This window comes from Streptomyces monashensis (genome assembly GCF_001866665.1).
In the GTDB taxonomy this organism is placed as follows: Bacteria; Actinomycetota; Actinomycetes; order Streptomycetales; family Streptomycetaceae; genus Streptomyces; species Streptomyces monashensis.
The window spans coordinates 42,477-61,268 of the sequence record NZ_MLYO01000027.1 but is presented as its reverse complement, the minus strand read 5'-3'; the positions used below and the strand labels follow the sequence as shown (position 1 = coordinate 61,268).

13 protein-coding genes are annotated in these 18,792 nt (G+C 71.9%); 8 read left to right on the top strand and 5 right to left on the bottom strand.

Annotation, left to right across the window (positions count from 1 at the left end; genetic code table 11):
* The first annotated feature begins 135 nt into the window (after positions 1-135).
* The 4 genes from nirB (at position 136) to BIV23_RS17075 (ending at position 4,594) form a co-directional block, all read left to right on the top strand.
* Positions 136-2,760, top strand: coding sequence for a nitrite reductase large subunit NirB (gene nirB / locus BIV23_RS17090; protein WP_071381727.1), 2,625 nt, complete (start codon positions 136-138; stop codon positions 2,758-2,760).
* Positions 2,757-3,107, top strand: coding sequence for a nitrite reductase small subunit NirD (gene nirD, locus BIV23_RS17085; protein ID WP_071381726.1), 351 nt, complete (start codon positions 2,757-2,759; stop codon positions 3,105-3,107). The genes nirB and nirD overlap by 4 nt, the downstream gene beginning before the upstream one ends.
* Before the next feature lie 63 nt (positions 3,108-3,170).
* Positions 3,171-3,755: a TetR/AcrR family transcriptional regulator gene (locus tag BIV23_RS17080; protein ID WP_071381725.1), complete on the top strand. Its 585-nt coding sequence runs from the start codon at positions 3,171-3,173 to the stop codon at positions 3,753-3,755.
* A gap of 71 nt (positions 3,756-3,826) precedes the next feature.
* A complete protein-coding gene (locus BIV23_RS17075) occupies positions 3,827-4,594 on the top strand; it encodes an SDR family NAD(P)-dependent oxidoreductase (protein WP_071381724.1) in 768 nt (255 codons plus the stop codon).
* Between the two features lie 317 nt (positions 4,595-4,911).
* On the opposite strand, the gene BIV23_RS17070 is transcribed toward BIV23_RS17075, so the two are convergent.
* The 3 genes from BIV23_RS17070 to BIV23_RS17060 are packed head-to-tail and all read right to left on the bottom strand — an operon-like array spanning position 4,912 to position 7,890.
* Positions 4,912-5,745, bottom strand: a complete 834-nt coding sequence (locus tag BIV23_RS17070) for a carbohydrate ABC transporter permease (protein WP_071381723.1) — start codon at positions 5,743-5,745, stop codon at positions 4,912-4,914.
* Positions 5,738-6,640 (bottom strand): carbohydrate ABC transporter permease, encoded by a 903-nt coding sequence (locus tag BIV23_RS17065; protein WP_071381722.1) that lies wholly within the window; start codon positions 6,638-6,640, stop codon positions 5,738-5,740. Before BIV23_RS17065 ends, BIV23_RS17070 begins: the two co-directional genes overlap by 8 nt.
* Positions 6,637-7,890 (bottom strand): ABC transporter substrate-binding protein, encoded by a 1,254-nt coding sequence (locus BIV23_RS17060; RefSeq protein ID WP_071381721.1) that lies wholly within the window; start codon positions 7,888-7,890, stop codon positions 6,637-6,639. Before BIV23_RS17060 ends, BIV23_RS17065 begins: the two co-directional genes overlap by 4 nt.
* A gap of 233 nt (positions 7,891-8,123) precedes the next feature.
* On the opposite strand from BIV23_RS17060, the gene BIV23_RS17055 reads away from it, so the two are divergent.
* Positions 8,124-8,678 (top strand): DUF4232 domain-containing protein, encoded by a 555-nt coding sequence (locus tag BIV23_RS17055; RefSeq protein ID WP_071381720.1) that lies wholly within the window; start codon positions 8,124-8,126, stop codon positions 8,676-8,678.
* A 145-nt stretch (positions 8,679-8,823) separates the two neighbouring features.
* Here BIV23_RS17055 and ppdK read toward each other — a convergent pair whose 3' ends face one another.
* Together ppdK and BIV23_RS17045 are read right to left on the bottom strand one after the other, a co-directional pair.
* Entirely contained in the window at positions 8,824-11,544 is a 2,721-nt protein-coding gene (ppdK, locus tag BIV23_RS17050) for a pyruvate, phosphate dikinase (RefSeq protein ID WP_071381719.1), read from the bottom strand.
* A 453-nt stretch (positions 11,545-11,997) separates the two neighbouring features.
* A complete protein-coding gene (locus BIV23_RS17045) occupies positions 11,998-13,260 on the bottom strand; it encodes an ROK family protein (protein ID WP_177239921.1) in 1,263 nt (420 codons plus the stop codon).
* Positions 13,261-13,392: 132 nt separating this feature from the next.
* On the opposite strand from BIV23_RS17045, the gene BIV23_RS17040 reads away from it, so the two are divergent.
* From BIV23_RS17040 to BIV23_RS17030, 3 genes are all read left to right on the top strand, one after another.
* A complete protein-coding gene (locus tag BIV23_RS17040) occupies positions 13,393-14,883 on the top strand; it encodes an MGH1-like glycoside hydrolase domain-containing protein (protein ID WP_071381717.1) in 1,491 nt (496 codons plus the stop codon).
* Entirely contained in the window at positions 14,880-16,817 is a 1,938-nt protein-coding gene (locus BIV23_RS17035; protein ID WP_071381716.1) for an amylo-alpha-1,6-glucosidase, read from the top strand. Before BIV23_RS17040 ends, BIV23_RS17035 begins: the two co-directional genes overlap by 4 nt.
* Positions 16,818-16,932: 115 nt before the next feature.
* Positions 16,933-18,786: a sulfatase-like hydrolase/transferase gene (locus BIV23_RS17030; RefSeq protein WP_245790552.1), complete on the top strand. Its 1,854-nt coding sequence runs from the start codon at positions 16,933-16,935 to the stop codon at positions 18,784-18,786.
* The last annotated feature ends 6 nt before the right edge of the window (positions 18,787-18,792 follow it).

Genomic DNA, 18,792 nt, shown 5'->3' with positions numbered 1-18,792 from the left:
GACGCTGCAGCAGACGCACGACTCCCTCGCACCCCCGGACCTCACACGCCGAAGCGCCGCAGGCTGAGGGCAGCGTTCCGAGCGGGAAACAGACGTGATGCCGCCGGGTAACGTCGGCGCCGCACGCTCGGGAGCATGACCTCGCATACACGTGCCCCCGGGGCCGCCCCCACGATCGTGCTCGTCGGCCACGGCATGGTCGGTCAGCGCTTCCTGGAAGCGCTCGCCGAGCGCGGCCTGACCGCCACGCACCGCGTGGTCGTCCTGTGCGAGGAACCGCGTCCGGCCTACGACCGCGTCGCCCTCACCTCGTACTTCTCGGGCAGGACCGCCGAGGACCTCTCCATGACCGACATGGAGTTCATCGACGCCCACGGCATCGAGCTGTACGTCGGTGACCCGGCCGACGTCGTCGACCGTGCGGCGAAGACGGTGACCGCCCGCTCCGGCCGGGTCTTCGCGTACGACACGCTCGTCCTCGCCACCGGCTCGTACCCCTTCGTGCCGCCCGTGCCGAACAAGGACGCCGACGGCTGTTTCGTCTACCGCACGATCGACGACCTGCTCGCGATCGAGGAGTACGCGAAGGGCGCCCGGACCGGTGCCGTGGTCGGCGGCGGGCTGCTGGGTCTGGAGGCGGCCGGCGCGCTCAAGGGGCTCGGACTCGACACGCACATCGTGGAGTTCGCGCCGCGTCTGATGCCGGTGCAGGTCGACGACGGCGGCGGCGCGGCGCTGCTGCGGACCATCGAGGGCATGGGGCTGAGCGTGCACACCGGTGTGGGCACGCAGGAGATCGTCACCGGGGCGGCGGGCGCCGTCAGCGGGATGACGCTGTCGGACGGCTCCGAACTCGGCGTCGACATGGTCGTGTTCAGCGCCGGTGTCCGCCCCCGCGACCAGCTGGCCCGGGACTGCGGCCTCGCGGTCGGCGAGCGCGGCGGCATCAGCGTGGACGAGCGGTGCCGTACGGTCACCGACCCGCACGTGTTCGCGATCGGCGAGTGCGCGCTGGCGGCGGACGGCCGGGTGTACGGGCTGGTCGCGCCGGGCTACGAGCAGGCGGAGACGGCCGCCGCCGCCATCGCCGCCGACGAGGGCGAGCAGTTGGCGTTCACGGGTGCCGACCTGTCCACCAAGCTGAAGCTGCTCGGTGTCGACGTGGCGTCGTTCGGCGACGCGCACGGCACCACCGAGGGCTGCCTCGACGTCGTGTACGCCGACTCCCGCGCGGGCCTCTACAAGAAGCTGGTCGTCGGCCGGGACGGCACGCTGCTCGGCGGCGTCCTGGTCGGCGACGCGGAGGCGTACGGCACCCTGCGCGCGCTGACCGGTTCGGTGCCGCCCGTCTCCCCCGAGTCCCTCGTCCTGCCCGCCGGAGCGGACTCGGGGGACGGGCTCGGCCCGGCCGCGCTGCCGGACGAGGCGGTCGTCTGCTCCTGCAACAACGTCACCAAGGGCGCGATCCGCGGCGCGGTCACCGAGCACCGGTGCACCACCGTGCCCGAGGTCAAGAAGTGCACCAAGGCCGGTACGACGTGCGGCAGTTGCGTCAAGGTCCTCGGCCAGCTGGTCGACGCCGAGCTGGAGGCGTCCGGCGTCGAGGTCGACAAGGGGCTGTGCGGCTGCTTCGCGCAGACGCGCGAGGAGCTGTACGAGATCGTCCTGAGCCTGCGCATCACGTCGTACCAGGACCTGCTCGACCGCTACGGCCGCGAGGGCGCCCGGGGCGGCGAGGGCTGCGAGACCTGCAAGCCGGCGGTGGCCTCGGTCATCGCCTCCCTCGCCCCGGTGATCGGCGCGAGCGGCTACGTCCTCGACGGCGAGCAGGCCGCCCTGCAGGACACCAACGACCACCACCTCGCCAACCTCCAGAAGAACGGTTCGTACTCGGTCGTGCCGCGCATCCCCGGCGGCGAGATCGCGCCCGAGAAGCTGATCGTGATCGGTGAGATCGCCCGGGACTTCGGCCTCTACACGAAGATCACCGGCGGTCAGCGGATCGACATGTTCGGCGCGCGGGCGGAGCAACTCCCGTTGATATGGGCCCGGTTGGTGGACGCCGGCTTCGAGTCCGGGCACGCCTACGGCAAGGCCCTGCGGACCGTGAAGTCCTGCGTGGGCTCGACCTGGTGCCGTTACGGCGTCCAGGACTCGGTCCGCATGGCGATCGACCTGGAGCTGCGCTACCGGGGCCTGCGCTCCCCGCACAAGCTCAAGTCGGCGGTCTCCGGGTGCGCCCGCGAGTGCGCCGAGGCCCAGTCGAAGGACTTCGGCGTGATCGCCACGGCGAACGGCTGGAACCTGTACGTCGGCGGCAACGGCGGCGCGACGCCGCGCCACGCCGACCTGCTCGCCCAGGACCTGTCGGACGCCGAACTGGTCCGCCTGATCGACCGGTTCCTGATGTTCTACATCCGCACCGCCGACCGCCTGGAGCGCACGAGCGTGTGGCTGGAGCGGATCCCGGGCGGCCTGGACCACGTACGCGACGTGGTGGTGCACGACTCGCTCGGCATCTGCGACGAACTGGAGGCGCTGATGCGGGCGCATGTCGCGGGCTACCGCGACGAGTGGGCCGAGACCGTCAACGACCCCGAGAAGCTCACCCGGTTCGTGTCCTTCGTGAACGCCCCCGACACCCCCGACCCGGTCGTCGCCTTCGTCCCCGAGCGCGACCAGATCAAGCCCGACCTGCCGCTGCTCGCCATCGGCAGGCGCCCCGCCGCCGACGTCCTGGAAGGAAGCACCCCGCGATGACCCTGGCTGTCGAGACCACGACCCTGAAGGCCCAACTCCGGCTCGCGGAGGGCTGGTTCACGGCCTGCGACGTGCACGCGCTGCTCCCGGGCCGGGGGGCCGCCGTCCTGCTCCCGGACGGCCGCCAGGTGGCCCTGTTCCGCGACCGCGCGGGCCGCCTCTACGCGATCGACAACCGCGACCCGTTCACCGGCGCGGCCGTCCTCTCCCGCGGCCTGACCGGCACCCACGAGGGCCGCCCCTACGTCGCCTCCCCCCTGCTGAAGCAGCGCTTCGACCTGGCCAGCGGGGAGTGCCTGGACGACGAGACGGTCCGGGTGACGGCGTACGAGGTCCGGGCGGCGTAGGCCCTCGCACCGCATCGGGGAATTTCTTGACCGATCGTTCTCGAAAAGTCTAGGCTCCGGCATGTGGCCAGGACCAAGGAATTCGATCCGGACGCCGCACTGCAGGCAGCCCTGGAGCTGTTCTGGCGGCGCGGCTACGAGGCGACGTCGATGGCCGACCTCGTCGAGCACCTGGGCATCGGCCGGGCCAGCCTGTACGCGACGTTCGGCAGCAAGCACGAGCTGTACCTGAAGGCGCTGGACCGCTACCAGGAGGGCAGTGACGCGCCCCTGGTGCGGGAGCTGTCCGGGCCGGGCCCCGCCCTGCCGGCCGTGCGGGCCGTCGTACGGCGCTTCGGCGCCGAGGCCACGGCCGAGGAGCGGCGCCTGACCGGCTGCTTCGTCACCAACACGGCCGCCGAGCTCGCCCCGCACGACCCGGCCGCGGCCCGCCGCGTCGAGCACAGCTGGGACCAGCTGGAGACCCTGCTGCGCGCGGCGCTGGTCCGCGCCCGGGCGCAGGGCGAGCTGGCCGCCGACCGCGATCCGCTCACGCTCGCCCGCATGCTGCTGGTCCTGATGCAGGGCCTGCGGGTGGTCGGCAAGGCCTCCTCGGACCCGGCCCGCGTCCGGGATGCGGTGGAGCAGGCCCTGACCCTGCTCGACTGACCACGCCTTCCACCCGGAGGGCGGTTTTGCGCACCTCATACTGAACCGATCGGTCAAGAAAAGAGGAGATCATGACCACCAGCCGTTTCACCGGCAGGACCGCCCTGGTCACGGGCGCGGGCTCCGGCATCGGCAGGGCCGTCGCCCGGGCGCTCGCCGCGGAGGGCGCCCGGGTCGTCGTCGCCGGGCGCAGGCAGGAGCCGCTGGACGAGACCGTCGCGCTCATCGAGGAGCAGGGCGGCAAGGCCCTCGCGGTGACTGCCGACGTCTCGCGCGCGGCTGACGCCGACGCGGTGGTCCAGGCCGCCGTCGGACACTTCGGCTCGCTCGACGTGGCGGTCAACAACGCGGGCGTCTTCCGCGGCGGGCAGCCCCTCGCGGACCTCCCGGAGGCGGACTGGCACACCCAGCTCGCCACCAACGTCACCGGGGTGTTCCTGGCCCTGCAGGCGCAGATCCGCCAGATGCGCGGCCAGTCGGCGGGTGGCTCGATCGTGAACGTCTCCTCCACCTTCGGACGGCACGCCGCAGCCCCCGGGGCGGCCGCCTACTCCGCGTCCAAGGCCGCCGTGACCGCGCTCAGCCGGGGCGCCGCCCTCGACCACATCCGGGACGGCGTCCGGATCAACGTGGTCAGCCCCGGCGCCACCGAGACCTCCATGTCCCTGCGACCGGGCGAGACCGAGGCGGGCCGGGCCGAGCGCGCGAGGACCACCCTCCCCCTCGGCCGCATCGCCACCACCGAGGAAGTCGCCGCCGCCGTCCTCTACCTGGCCTCGGAGGACGCGACCTCGGTCATCGGCACCGACCTGGTCGTGGACAGCGGCGCCACGCTGTGAGCGCCAGGGGGTGTCGTTTGGATCATCCCGGCGTCGCGGGCTCTGGCACGCACACCTGCGGCGTTGTCGTCGATCGCCGACTCCCCCACGCTCGGCTTCTCCCCCACTCTCGGCTTCTCCCCCACTCTCGGCTTCTCCCCCACTCTCGGCTTCGCTCGAGCGGGAGGGGCCCCCAGCGCGGGAGGGGCCCCCAGCGCGGGAGGGGCCCCCAGCGCGTCGACTCCCTCCTCCGCCTTGCAGCTGCACGCACCGGAGCCCGCTCGGGTACGGCCGGTCCGCACTGTTCATCACGGCCGGCCTGATCCAAACGACACCCCCTAGTCGATCCCCGAGCGCTCCACCCCCGCCACGATCCACCGCTGGAAGCACAGGAAGACGAGCAGCAGCGGCAGGACGGACACGACGGCGGCGACGAACAGTTCGTGCAGCCGCACGACCTGGGCCGTGGTGAAGGACGACAGCGCGACCTGCACCGTCCAGGCGCGCTGGTCCTGCCCGATGACCAGCGGCCACAGGAAGGAGTTCCACGCGCCGAGGAACACGATCGTCCCGACGGCCGCGAACACCGGCCGCGCGTTGGGCACCACCACCAGCCAGTACGTCCGCCAGTACCCGAGCCCGTCGACCTGCGCCGCGTCCTCCAGCTCCCGTGGGAAGCCGAGGAAGTACTGCCGGAAGACGAAGCAGGCGAACGCCGAGAACAGCGTCGGGACGATCAGTCCGCGGAGCGTGGAGATCCAGCCCAGCGACGACACCAGCACGAAGCTCGGTACGAAGGTGACGGCGGCCGGGACCAGGAGGGTGCCGAGGATGCCGTAGAAGACCTTGTTCGCGTGCCGGTACGGGATACGGGCCAGGCCGTACCCGGCGAGGGAGGCGAGCAGGAGCGTCCCGGCGGTCGTGACCACGGCGATCAGCGCGGAGTTGAGCAGGGACCGGGCGAAGGGCACGGACGGGTCGGTGAACAGCTCCCGGACGTTCCCCCACCTCAACTCCCCCGGGAAGAAGGTCCACCGGGGCGAGGTGATGTCCTGCTCGCTCGCCAGCCCGTTCCGCACGAGCAGATAGAAGGGGATGAGGAAGAGCAGGGCGAGTGCGATCAGCAGCGCCACCCGCAGGGCCCGCCCGGCCCGCACCACGGCGTCATCCATCGGTGTCCGTCCTTCCCAGCCGCAGCCACCGCGCCTGCCCGACCGTGACGACCGCGATGATCAGCGCGAGGATCACGGCTCCCGCGCTGCCGAGCCCGAGGTTCTGCCCCTGCCCGAGCGCGGTGTAGTAGAGGTAGACCAGCGGCGGCCGGGCGTACGGCGGATAGCCACGGGCGTCGGAGAGCAGGTTGTAGAACTCGTCGAAGGCCTGGAAGGCGTTGACGACGAGCAGCAGCAGCACGGCGACCGAGGTGGCCCGCAGCTGCGGCAGGGTGATGTGCCGCAGCACCGTCCAGCCGGGCCGGGCCCCGTCCACGGCGGCCGCCTCGTAGAGCACCGGATCGATCCGCTGCAGCCCGGCCAGGAAGAGGATCATGTAGAAGCCCGCCTGCAGCCACAGCCGTACGGTGACGATGACCAGCCAGTACCAGGGCGGGTCGGTGGTGGACAGCCAGGCCACCGGATCGCCGCCGAGCCACCCGAGCACGGTGTTGGCCAGCCCGAACCGCACCCCGTTGAAGATCGACATCTTCCAGACCAGGGCCGCGACGACGTAGCTGCACGCGGCCGGGAGGAAGAAGACGGACCGGAAGAACGCGCGCGCCCGCCGGACCCGGTTGACCATGAGCGCGAGCGACAGGGACAGCAGGTAGGTGACGGGCACGATGAAGGCGGTGAAGACGAGGAACGTCCTGAGACTGCCGGTGAACGCGTCGTCCCTCAGCATCGCCGTGTAGTTGTCCAGGCCGACGAAGTGCGTGGGCGTGACGGTGTTGTGCGCGTCGAAGAAGCTGAGGCCCACGCTCCACAGCAGCGGGACGTAGGTGAAGAGCGCGAGCCCGGCGGCGAACGGCCCGACGAACACCCAGAACCAGAGGGTCCTGCGCCGCCTCACGACTTCTTCTTCACACGCTGGAGCTCGTCGCTCACCTTTCCCACGACGGCCCGCAGTTCGCCCTGCGGGTCCGCGCCGCTCTTGATGATCCGGCTGAGCGCGTCCTGGTAGGCGGTCTGCGCGGCCGGTGTCCACAGCAGGGGCTGGGCGTACCCGTGCTCGGTGGCGAGGCGGACGGCGTCGGCGGCGGGGCCGTTGTGGAGCCTCGCGGCCTTCTTGGCGAGGGAGATCCGGGCGGGGATGTGGAAGCCGTAGGAGAGGGCGAAGTCCTCCTGGTAGTCGGTCCGTTCGACCCACAGCCACTTCACGTACTCCCTGGCGGCCTCCCGGCGCTTGCTGCGGGCGCTGACGGCGGCGCCGTACGCCCCGACGGGCACGCTGGGCCTGCCCTGCCCACCGTCCGCGGGGAACGGCAACACCCCGAAATCGTCGCCCAGTTGCTGCTTGACCTGGGGCAGCGCCCACAGCCCGCACCACTGCATCGCGGTGAGGCCCTGGAGGAGGGCGGACGGGTCCGACCAGTCCGCGGGCGCGCCGAGGAGGAGGGACTTGTCGGCGTAGAGCCGGCGCAGCTTGCCGAGGGTGCGGGCGGCGGCCGGGTCGTCGAAACCGACCTTGCCGTCCGCGGTGACGAGTTGGAGTCCGGCGGCGTAGAGGGGAGTTCCGCCGAGCACCCCCGCTCCCCCGTCGTTCCCGAGGAAGAGCCCCTTGACCTTGCTGGTGGTGAGCGTGCGGGCGGCGTCCACGAGGGCGTCGAGGGTGGCGGGCGGCGTGACCCCGGCCGCTTTCAGCAGGCTCTTGCGGTAGTAGAGGAGCTGCATGTCGACGACCTGAGGGATGCCGTAGATCCGCCCCTCGTACGTCTTGGGCGTGAGCACGGCGGGATTGAAGTCGTCCTTGACGCCGTCGAGCAGGTCGGTGAGGTCGACGACCTGTCCGCCCTGGATCTGGTCGAGCGTGGGCCCGTTGACCTCGAAGACATCGGGCCCGGAGTCGGTCAGCAGCGCGGCGGCGGTCTGCTGGTCGTAGTTCCCGGGCCGCCACTCCACCGTGACGTGCGCCTTCCGGTACGCGGCGGCGTACCGCTGCACGGCCTGCTGGGTGCCCGGCTCGCCGTACTGGTGGTACCACTGCGACAGCGCCGCCCCCGAACCCCCGCCCCCGCGCCCGGTGTTGGAACCACACGCGGCGAGTACCCCCGCCCCGACCCCGGCCCCCGCGACCAGCAGCGCCCTACGACTCATGGCCATCGTCCGTACCCCCTGACGTATCGGTGTCGGTCATCGATGCACGGCCCAACGATCAACCTTGCGCGATGATTACGAAAGAGGTGTTGCAGCCGTGTGTCACGGTGCGGGGGCACGGCGTCACGGCCTTCGGCCGATTCCCACCGAAATCGCCCGGCCCGACGCACAACTTTTCCGGGCCGCGGCGCATCCAACAAAGTGACCTTCATCCACCCATTCGCCCGATGGAGACGGATATGTCAGTTCAGGGTCCGAACCCTCTGAAGTTCTTCCGGACGTCCCCGCGGCGCGGCGCGGCGGCCGTCCTCACGGCCGCTGTCGTGGGCCTGACGGCGGCGGGAGCGGCCTGGAGCGCGCCGGCAGCGGCACCGTCGGCCGCCAAGGGCCTCCGTACCTGCGCGGCGAGCGACCTGCACCTCTCCATGGGCCGCAAGGAGGGGGCGGCCGGGTCGCTGTACTGGCCGGTGCGGTTCACCAACACGGCTACGGGAAGCTGCGCGCTGCGCGGCTACCCGGGCGTCAGCGTCCTCGACACCGCCCACCACCAGCTCGGCGCCGCGGCCGCCCGCAGCGGCACCCCTTACCGCACGGTCACCCTCGCCCCGGGCCACTCGGCCTCGGCGGTGCTGCGCACCACGAACGGCCCGGTGGGCGGCCCCTGCCTGCGCACCGGCGCCTACCTGCGGATCTACGCCCCGGCGTCCCGCACCCCGGTCCTGATACCGGCGTCGTGGACGACGTGCTCGGGGCTCTTCGAGGTGGGGCCGGTGAACACGGAGGGGGTGATCTGAGGGGCCGAGAAGGCGGGACGGAACGCCGGAGAGGCGACACCCCCGCACAGGGTGTCGCCTCTCCTTCTCGTGCGCCGGGGCCGCCGCCGATCGGTGAGGGTCGGGGACCGGCGGCGGCTCCGGGGATCAGGTGGTCGGCCGGGGCCTACCGATGGTCGCTGCCCGCCGACTGCGTCGCCGCGCGGCCCGCCTCCAGGCGGGCGACCGGGATGCGGAAGGGGGAGCAGGAGACGTAGTCCAGGCCGACCTCGTGGAAGAAGTGGACCGACTCCGGGTCACCGCCGTGCTCGCCGCAGACGCCGAGCTTGAGGTCGGGGCGGGTGCGCCGGCCCGCTTCGGCCGCCAGCTTCACCAGGGACCCCACGCCGTCCTTGTCGATCGTCTCGAAGGGGGAGACGCCGAAGATGCCCTTCTCCAGGTAGGCCGTGAAGAAGGAGGCCTCCACGTCGTCGCGGGAGAAGCCCCACACCGTCTGCGTCAGGTCGTTCGTGCCGAAGGAGAAGAACTCGGCCGCCTCCGCGATCTGGCCGGCGGTGAGCGCGGCGCGCGGCAGCTCGATCATGGTGCCGATCGCGAGCTTCAGCTCGGTGCCCGTCGCCGCCTCGACCTCGGCGATGACCTGGTCGGCCTCCTCGCGGACGATCTCCAGCTCCTGGACCGTGCCGACCAGCGGGATCATGATCTCGGCGCGCGGGTCGCCCTTGGCGCTCTTGCGCTCGGCCGCCGCTTCCGCGATCGCGCGGACCTGCATCGTGAACAGGCCGGGGATGACCAGGCCGAGGCGTACGCCGCGCAGACCCAGCATCGGGTTCTGCTCGTGCAGGCGGTGGACGGCCTGCAGCAGGCGCAGCTCGTTCTCGTGCGGCTCCTGGCGGGACTCGGCCAGGGCCACCCGGACCGACAGCTCGGTGATGTCGGGGAGGAACTCGTGCAGCGGGGGGTCCAGGAGGCGGACCGTCACCGGCAGGCCGTCCATCGCCGAGAAGAGCTCGACGAAGTCCTGCTTCTGGAGGGGGAGAAGGGCCTTCAGGCTCTCCTCGCGCTCGGCCTCCGTGTCGGCCAGGATCAGGCGCTCGACCAGCTCACGGCGGTCGCCGAGGAACATGTGCTCCGTGCGGCACAGGCCGATGCCCTGGGCGCCGAAGCGGCGGGCGCGCAGCGCGTCCTCGGCGTTGTCCGCGTTGGCGCGCACCCGCAGCCGGCGCTTGCGGTCGGCGAAGGCCATGATGCGGTGCACGGCCTCGACCAGCTCGTCGGCGTCGTGGGCGCCCGCGTGCATACGGCCCTCGAAGTACTCCACGACCGGGGACGGGACGACCGGGACCTCACCGAGGTACACCTTGCCGCTCGAACCGTCGATGGAGATGACGTCGCCCTCCTCCACGACCTGCCCGCCCGGCACCGTCATCCGGCGTCGCTTGGTGTCGACCTCCAGCTCCTCGGCGCCGCAGACACAGGTCTTGCCCATGCCACGGGCGACCACGGCCGCGTGGGAGGTCTTGCCGCCGCGGGAGGTCAGGATGCCCTCGGCCGCGATCATGCCGTCGAGGTCGTCGGGGTTGGTCTCCCGGCGGACCAGGATGACCTTCTCGCCCGAGCGCGACCACTTCACGGCGGTGTACGAGTCGAAGACCGCCTTGCCGACCGCCGCACCGGGCGAGGCGGCGATGCCGCGCGCGACCTGGGCGACCTTCGCGTGCTCGTCGAAGCGCGGGAACATCAGCTGCGCCAGCTGGGCACCGGTGACGCGCTGGAGCGCCTCGGTCTCGTCGATCAGGCCCTGGTCCACCAGCTGGGTCGCGATACGGAAGGCGGCGCCCGCCGTACGCTTGCCGACCCGGGTCTGGAGCATCCACAGCTGACCGCGCTCGATCGTGAACTCGATGTCGCAGAGGTCCTTGTAGTGGTTCTCCAGGGTCTCCATGATCTGCATGAGCTGGTCGTACGACTTCTTGTCGATCGACTCCAGCTCCGCGAGCGCGACCGTGTTGCGGATACCCGCGACGACGTCCTCGCCCTGGGCGTTCTGGAGGTAGTCGCCGTAGACGCCCTGGTGGCCGGAGGCGGGGTCACGGGTGAAGGCGACGCCGGTGCCGGAGTCGGGGCCGAGGTTGCCGAAGACCATCGAGCAGACGTTGACGGCCGTGCCGAGGTCGCCGGGGATGCGCTCCTGGCGGCGGTAGAGCTTGGCGCGGTCGGTGTTCCACGAGTTGAAGACCGCCTCGATGGCGAGGTCCATCTGCTCGCGCGGGTCCTGCGGGAAGTCCCGGCCGGCCTCCTTCTTGACGATCTTCTTGAAGGTGGTGACCAGCTTCTTCAGGTCGGCGGCCTCCAGGTCGGTGTCGACCGTGACCTTCTTGGCCTCCTTGGCCGCCTCGAGGGCCTCCTCGAAGAGCTCACCGTCGACACCGAGGACGGTCTTGCCGAACATCTGGATCAGGCGGCGGTAGGAGTCCCACGCGAAGCGGTCGTCGCCGGCCTGCTTGGCCAGGCCCTGCACCGACTTGTCGGACAGGCCGATGTTCAGGACGGTGTCCATCATGCCGGGCATGGAGAACTTGGCGCCCGAGCGGACGGAGACCAGCAGCGGGTTGTCCGGCTGGCCGAGCTTCTTGCCCATGTTCCGCTCGAGGGCGTCGAGGTGCGCACTCACCTCGTCACGCAGTGCCGCGGGCTCCTCGCCGCTCTCCAGGTAGACCTTGCAGGCCTCCGTGGTGATGGTGAAGCCCGGAGGGACCGGCAGACCGAGGTTGGTCATCTCGGCGAGGTTGGCGCCCTTGCCGCCGAGGAGGTCCTTGAGGTCCTTGTTGCCCTCGGTGAAGTCGTAAACGAACTTCGCTACGTGGGGTTCTTTGTTTTCCGACACGGGTCTCGACTCCTTGAGGCCACGGTGGCTGCCCTGACGGCGAGGAACATACCCAGATCGAAGGTTCCTGGGTACGTCTACTTGTGCGTCATGCGCCTGTAACCACCCGTCCGCCACCGGATCGAAAGTCAAAGCTTGGCAAGCCAGCGCGGCCTGATGTGTTCACTTCTTGAACGCAATCACCCCTCAATGCCGGGTTTCCCGCTCAGATGAGCGAGGATCCCGCACGTCTGATTTCGATCGATGAACGATCAAGGGGTGGCACCCAGTGCCACCCCTTGGAGAAGTGCAGTCGCCCATGATTCGCTCATCTGAGCGCAACCCTTATCAAGGGTGGCGAGAATCACGCTGCCACAGCGGCCGGGATTTCACCATGCGGACCCTCTCCCGAGACGCGAAACGCGCCCGGAAACCCCTCGAAACCCCTCGTCACGCCCCCGGTCGGCAGCGGCGTCACACCCCCAGCGCCAGCAGCCGCTCCTCGACCCGCTCCGGCGCGTAGAGGTGTTCCACGACCAGCGCCCCCGCTCCGATGAGCGCGGCCCGGTCGCCGAGCGCCGAGGTGACGACGTCCAGATGGGCGGTGGAGCGGGGCAGGGCGCGCTGGTAGAGCAGCTCGCGCACGCCGGTGAGGAAGGGGGTGCCCGCGAGGTCGCCCGCGATCATCAGCACGCCGGGGTTCAGCAGGGTCACCACCGTCGCCAGCACGTCGCCGACCCGGCGCCCGGCCTCCCGGGCCTGCGCCGCCGCCTCCGGGTGCCCGGCGGCCAGCAGGTCCCGCACGTCCGAGCCGGACGCGGCCGGCACGCCCGACTCCGCCAGCCGCCGCGCCACGGCGCCCCCGCTCGCCACGGCGGCGAGACAGCCGCGGGAGCCGCACCGGCACAGCGCGTCCGCGCCCACCCGGATGTGCCCGATGTCCCCGGCGCCGCCGTCGACGCCCCGGTAGATCGAGCCGTCGACCACGACCCCGGCGCCGATCCCGGTGGACACCTTGACCAGGACGAACGCCCCGCAGTCGGGGTGTCCGGCGCGCTGTTCGCCGTACGCCATGAGGTTGGCGTCGTTGTCGACCAGAACCGGGACGGCGGCCGGAGCGCCGGCACGGCCCGTGCGACCGGTATGGCCGGTGCGGCCGGTGTGCTCCGCGAAGGCGCGCGAGAGGCGGCCGCGTATGTCGTAGCCGTCCCAGCCCGGCATCATCGGCGGCTGCACCACCCGGCCGGTCTCGCTGTCCACCGGACCGGGCACCGCCAGCCCGATGCCGGCGACCTCCGCCGCCGCGTGGCCCGTCTTCTCCAGCAACGCGCCGAACCAGCGGCCGAGTTCACCGAGCACGGCCTCCGGCCCGTCCTCCACCGCCAGCGTGCCCGCGTGCTCGGCGAGCGGCTCGCCGGTCAGGGACAGCACGGCCGCGCGGGCGTGCCGGGTGTCGAGGTCGGCGGCGAGGACGACGGCGTGGGAGCCGTCGAACTCCAGCGTGATGGAAGGGCGCCCGCCGAGCGGCGAGCCGACCGGGCCGCCCGCTCCCTCGCGCAGCCAGCCCGCCCGGAACAGCCGGTCCAGGCGCTGGCCGACCGTGGCCCGGGACAGCCCGGTGACCTGCTGGAGCGCACCCCGCGTCACCGCCCGGCCGCTGCGCACCAGTTCGAGCAGGTCGCCGGCGCCGGCCTGGCCGCCGTTCGTCCTGACGGCTCTTCCCGGACGTCCGGTCATGCGCACCCCCTTGTGTTCCTCAACCCTGCATTACATAGTGGGTTTTGCGTGTTAAGTAGACGTAACCCTACGGTAGCCACAACCGAACCCGGCCGGCCCGGCCGGGCGTTCTTCGTCTTCGGGGAGCCCCGAGTGGATCGCACTGCCCAGCTCACCACCCGTGCCACGGAGCATGCGATCGCATACGATCCCCCGGCCCGCGGCGACGGTCTGCACGTCAGGGCGGCCCGGGTCCTGGCGGCGAACTGGACCGGCAACGCGACGGTCCCCTCCCGGAGCCTGTATCCGCACCAGTGGTCCTGGGACTCGGCGTTCATCGCCATCGGCCTCAGGCACGTCTCGCCGCTGCGGGCCCAGACCGAGCTGGAGACGCTGCTGGCCGCCCAGTGGGGCGACGGGCGCGTACCGCACATCGTCTTCAACCCCTCCGTCCCGCTCGACGCCTATTTCCCGAGCCCCGACTTCTGGCGCTCCGCCACCGCCGGGCGCACCGCGGGCGCCCCGCGCACCGTACAGACCTCCGGGATCGTGCAGCCACCGGTGCACGCGCTCGCGGCCTGGCTGGTGCACCGCGCCGACCCGGTGCTCTCGCGCTCCCGCGGCTTCCTGGCCCGGGTGTACCCGCGCCTGGCCGCCTGGCACCGCTATCTGACGCACCGGCGGGACCGGGGCGGCGGAGGGCTGGTGTCGGTGGTCCACCCCTGGGAGCAGGGCATGGACAACAGCCCCTGCTGGGACGCCCCGCTGGCCCGGATCACGCCGGCCCCGGACCGCTCCTTCCGCCGGGCCGACCTCGACCACGGGGCGGCCGAGGACCGGCCGACGGATCTGGACTACGGGCGGTACGTGCGGCTGGCGGCGGACTACCGGGACGGCCGATATGCCGACGGGGAGGGCGAGTTCGCGGTCGAGGACCCGGCGTTCAACGCCCTGCTCATCGCCTCCGAGTACGCGCTCGCCCGGATCGCCGAGGAGCTGGGCGCGGCCGGCACCGCCCGCCGCGCGCGGGCGCAGCGGCTGACGGCGGCGCTGGTGGAGCGGCTGTGGGATCCGGCGGCCGGCATGTTCCTGTGCCGGGACCTCGGGGGCGGGCAGGGGCTCGTCCGCGAGCGGAGCGTCTCCGGGCTGATCCCGCTCATGCTCCCCGGCCTGCCGCCCGAGATCGCCGCCACCCTCGTCCGCACCCTGCGCGGCCCGCACTTCGGATTCGGGCCCGGGCCCGGCGACCGCACCCGGCTCGTCCCGAGCTACGACCTGCTCGGCGAGGCCTTCGACCCGCACCGGTACTGGCGCGGGCCCGCCTGGTTCAACACCGCCTGGCTGCTGGAGCGGGGCCTGCGCGCGCACGGGGAGCCGCAGTCGGCCGACGCCCTGCGCGGGGCCGTGCTGCACCTCGCCGACGCCACCGGCTTCGCGGAGTACGTCGATCCGTACACCGGCGAGGCCTGCGGCGCGACCGGCTTCGGGTGGACCGCCGCGCTCGCCCTCGACCTCTGCCACGACCTGCGCCGTCAGCCCCACCCACAGCCGTACCAAGAGCTTGTCAAGGGCGCCCGCGAGGGCGTGTCCAGCGCGGCCACCGGCACGTTCGACACGAGTGACGAAGGAGGAGACCGGCGATGACGGACCGGCATCATCTGCTCGTGCACGGGGCGACGTTCGCCGCCGTGGGCGACCGGGGCGACATCAGCGGAGTGCGGGGCAGCGGCCCCCCGGACGGACTGTTCGTACAGGACGCCCGGCACCTCAGCCGCTGGCAGCTCACCGTCGACGGCGCCGTGCCCGAGGTGCTCACCCCGGTCGCCGAGGGGGACGCGGCCCGCTGTGTCCTGGTCCCGCGCGGCGGCCGCCAGGAGCCCCCGGCGCACACCGTCTTCCGGCACCAGGCCGTCGGCGACAGCTCGTTCGTGGAGTCGCTGCGGGTCACCAGCAACCGCCCGGTGCCGACCACGGTCCGGCTCGCCCTCACCGTCGACGCCGACTTCGCCGACCAGTTCGAACTCCGCTCCGACCACCGCACCTACGTCAAGCCCGGCGCCGTACGCTCCCGCGACGTGACCGGCGACGGCATCGAGTTCACCTACCGGCGCGCCGAATGGAGGTCCCGTACGGCGATCACGGCCGACCCGGCCCCGGACGCCGTGGAGGAGACCGGCACCGGCGCCCGCCGCCTGGTGTGGACCCTGGAGCTGCCGGCGCACGGCACGAGCGAGCTGCTGCTGCGCGTGATCGCCCGCCCGCACGGCGAGAAGCGGGCCGTCCGGGTGCCGCGCGACCCCGCCGCCGTGCACGGGCAACGGCAGGCGCGCGAAGCGGAGTTCATGGAGGGCGTGGCCTTCCCGACCGGCTGGCCGGAGCTGGCGGAGGCGTGCGCGCGCGGCCTCGCCGACCTGGCCGCGCTCCAGGTGCCGGCGGGCGGACCGGACGGCGAGGAACTACGCGTCCCGGCCGCCGGCGCCCCCTGGTACCTCACGCTGATCGGCCGGGACGCCCTGCTCACCTCCCTGTTCGCGCTGCCGTACCGGCCGCGGCCGGCCGCCGCCACGCTGCTCGCCCTGGCCACGACCCAGGCGACCGGCTCCGCCGCCCCGTCGCGCGTCGCCCAGCCCGGCAAGATCGTGCACGAGGTGCGGCACGGCGAGCTGGCGCACTTCGGGCAGGTGCCGTTCGGGCGGTACTACGGCTCCGTCGACGCGACCCCGCTGTTCCTGGTCCTGCTCGGCGCGTACGTCGAGCAGACCGGGGACACGGAGCTGGCCCGCGGCCTGGAGCCGCATGCCCGCGCCGCCGTCGGCTGGATGCTGGACCACGGCGGGCTGACCTCGCGTGGCTATCTCGTCTACCGCGCCGACGAGGGCGGCCTCGCCAACCAGAACTGGAAGGACTCCCCCGGCGCGATCTGCTGCGCCGACGGCACCCGGCCCACCGGTGCGGTGATGGCGGCGGGCGCGCAGGGGTACGCGTACGACGCGCTGCGCCGCACGGCGTGGGTGGCGCGGACGGTGTGGGCCGACGAGACGTACGCGGCGCTGCTGGAACAGGCGGCGGCCGATCTGCGGGACCGTTTCCAGCGGGACTTCTGGATGCCGGAGCACTCCTTCCCCGCGCTCGCGCTCGACGGGCGGGGCCGCCGCATCGACGCGCTGGCCTCCGACGCCGGGCATCTGCTGTGGTCGGGGCTGCTGGACAAGGAGTACGGCGAGGCGGTCGGCCGACGGCTGCTGGAGCCGGACTTCTTCTCCGGGTGGGGTGTGCGCACGGTGGCCGCCGGGCAGGCCGCCTACCACCCGCTGTCGTACCACCGGGGCTCCGTGTGGCCGCACGACAACGCGCTGATCACGCTGGGGCTGGCGCGGTACGGGCTGCACGACGAGGCGCGGACCGTGGCGCACGCGCTGGTCGACGCGGCGAGCACCGCCGGACACCGGCTGCCGGAGGTCCTGGCCGGGTACGGGCGGGACACGCATCCGGAGCCGGTCCCGTATCCGCATGCGTGCGTGCGGGAGTCACGGTCGGCCGCGGCACCGCTCGCGCTGCTCACGGCGGTGGGCGTCTAGCCGGGCGCTGGATTTGCCCGGTGTTTGCACAGCGGCCTGAACAGGGGTCGGCGGGGGGCCGTACGAGACGGCGGTACAGGTCTCGCACGGAAGGACCTTCGGGTTGTCTCAGGACATGAGCACGCGCCAGGAAACCGGTACGGACGGGGAGACCGAGGCGCCGGACAGCATCCCCGAGGGAATCAAGGAGACCGAGGGGACCAAGGAGACCGAGGGGACCAAGGGCACTGGGGCGCTCAAGCCGACCCTCGTGTTCCTCCTCAGGTCCCTGTCCCGGCCCCGGGTCGCCGTGCGGGCCCGGACCCGGCGGTTGCGGGCGGCGCATCCGGGCGCCGCGCGGGCGCTGTCCGTCACGGTCACCGTGCTGGCCGCCCTGCTCGTCGTCGCCGCGCTGGTGCTGCCGGGTTCGATGGACGGGCTGACGGACCCCTCGCAGTACGTGCGGATCCCGGCGGAGGCCGTGATCGGGGCGGCCGTGCTGATCGCGCTGCCCCGGCGGCCGCGGATGGCGCTGGCCGCCGTGTCCGGGGTCGCGCTGGCCGCGATGACGGTGCTGAACCTGCTGGACATCGGGTTCAACCAGTACCTCGGCCGCGGCTTCAACGTCGTGCTCGACTGGTCGCTGTTCGCCGACGCGGAGTCGTATCTGGAGGACTCGATCGGCCCGACGACGACGCTCGTCGCCGTGGCCGGGCTGATCGTCGTCGTGCTGCTGCTCTTCGTGGTGCTGGCGCTGTCCGTGGTGCGACTGGGCAATCTGCTGGCCCGGAACTCCGGGCTCGCGACCCGGGGCACGCTGGCCGCCGGTGTCGTCTGGATCACCTGCTCCTCGCTCGGCCTGCAGCTGTCCGGTGTGCCGCTCGCCGCCGACAGCACCGCCAACGCGCTGAAGGACCAGGCCCACCGGCTCTCGGCCACGCTCAGGGACGAGGCGGATTTCCGGAAGGTGGCGAAGGTCGACGCCTTCGGGAACACCCCGGGCAGCCAGCTGGTCCCGGATCTGCGCGGCAAGGACATGATCTTCACGTTCATCGAGAGCTACGGCCGCAGCGCCGTCGAGGACCCGATCATGGCGCCCGGCGTCGACGCGACCCTCGACGCCCGCACCAAGGCGCTGGCCAAGGCGGGCTTCCACGCCAAGAGCGGCTGGCTGACCTCGGCGACGTACGGCGGCAGCAGCTGGCTCGGCCACTCCACGACCATGTCGGGCCTGTGGATCAGCAACCAGCAGCGCTACCGCACGGTCATGGCGAGCGATCACCTGAGCCTGACCGACGCGTTCAAGAAGACGGGCGACTTCGACACGGTCGGTGTCATGCCGGGCGTGGTGAAGGGCTGGCCGGAGCAGAACTGGTACGGCCTGGACAAGGTCTACAACGCCTTCCAACTCGGGTACAAGGGACCGAAGTTCAGCTGGTCGACGATGCCGGACCAGTACACGCTCCAGCAGTTCCAGGACCGGGTACACAGCAAGAAGCCGGCCGACGGCAAGTCGCGGATGTCGTTCCTCATCCTGACGTCCAGCCACACACCCTGGGCGCCGATCCCGAAGATGGTCCCGTGGGACCGGCTGGGCGACGGCTCGGTCTTCGACTCCATCGAGAAGGCGGGCAACCCGTCCTCCTACACCCTCACCGACGACACGCACTCCAAGCAGGAGTACGGCAAGTCCGTCCAGTACACGGTGACGGCCCTGACCCAGTGGCTGGAGCGGTACGGCACCGAGAACACCGTGCTGGTCTTCCTCGGCGACCACCAGCCGAACGCCCATGTCAGCGGCAACCACGCCAGCCGTGACGTGCCGGTCTCGATCGTCGCCAAGGACCCCAAGCTCCTTGACAGGATCGGGAGTTGGAACTGGACCGACGGCCTGCGCCCCGCGCACGACGCCCCGGTGTGGAAGATGAGCGCCTTCCGAGACCGCTTCCTGACGGCGTTCGGCTCGACGCCGCACCCGAAGAAGAACTGACGGAGC

Excerpts from the sequence above, each read along its gene's own strand:
- nirB (WP_071381727.1), top strand. The coding sequence starts at position 136 with ATGACCTCGCATACACGTGCCCCCGGGGCCGCCCCCACGATCGTGCTC.
- nirD (WP_071381726.1), top strand. The coding sequence starts at position 2,757 with ATGACCCTGGCTGTCGAGACCACGACCCTGAAGGCCCAACTCCGGCTC.
- BIV23_RS17075 (WP_071381724.1), top strand. The coding sequence starts at position 3,827 with ATGACCACCAGCCGTTTCACCGGCAGGACCGCCCTGGTCACGGGCGCG.
- BIV23_RS17070 (WP_071381723.1), bottom strand. The coding sequence starts at position 5,745 with ATGGATGACGCCGTGGTGCGGGCCGGGCGGGCCCTGCGGGTGGCGCTG.
- BIV23_RS17060 (WP_071381721.1), bottom strand. The coding sequence starts at position 7,890 with ATGGCCATGAGTCGTAGGGCGCTGCTGGTCGCGGGGGCCGGGGTCGGG.
- BIV23_RS17055 (WP_071381720.1), top strand. The coding sequence starts at position 8,124 with ATGTCAGTTCAGGGTCCGAACCCTCTGAAGTTCTTCCGGACGTCCCCG.
- BIV23_RS17045 (WP_177239921.1), bottom strand. The coding sequence starts at position 13,260 with ATGACCGGACGTCCGGGAAGAGCCGTCAGGACGAACGGCGGCCAGGCC.
- BIV23_RS17035 (WP_071381716.1), top strand. The coding sequence starts at position 14,880 with ATGACGGACCGGCATCATCTGCTCGTGCACGGGGCGACGTTCGCCGCC.
- BIV23_RS17030 (WP_245790552.1), top strand. The coding sequence starts at position 16,933 with ATGAGCACGCGCCAGGAAACCGGTACGGACGGGGAGACCGAGGCGCCG.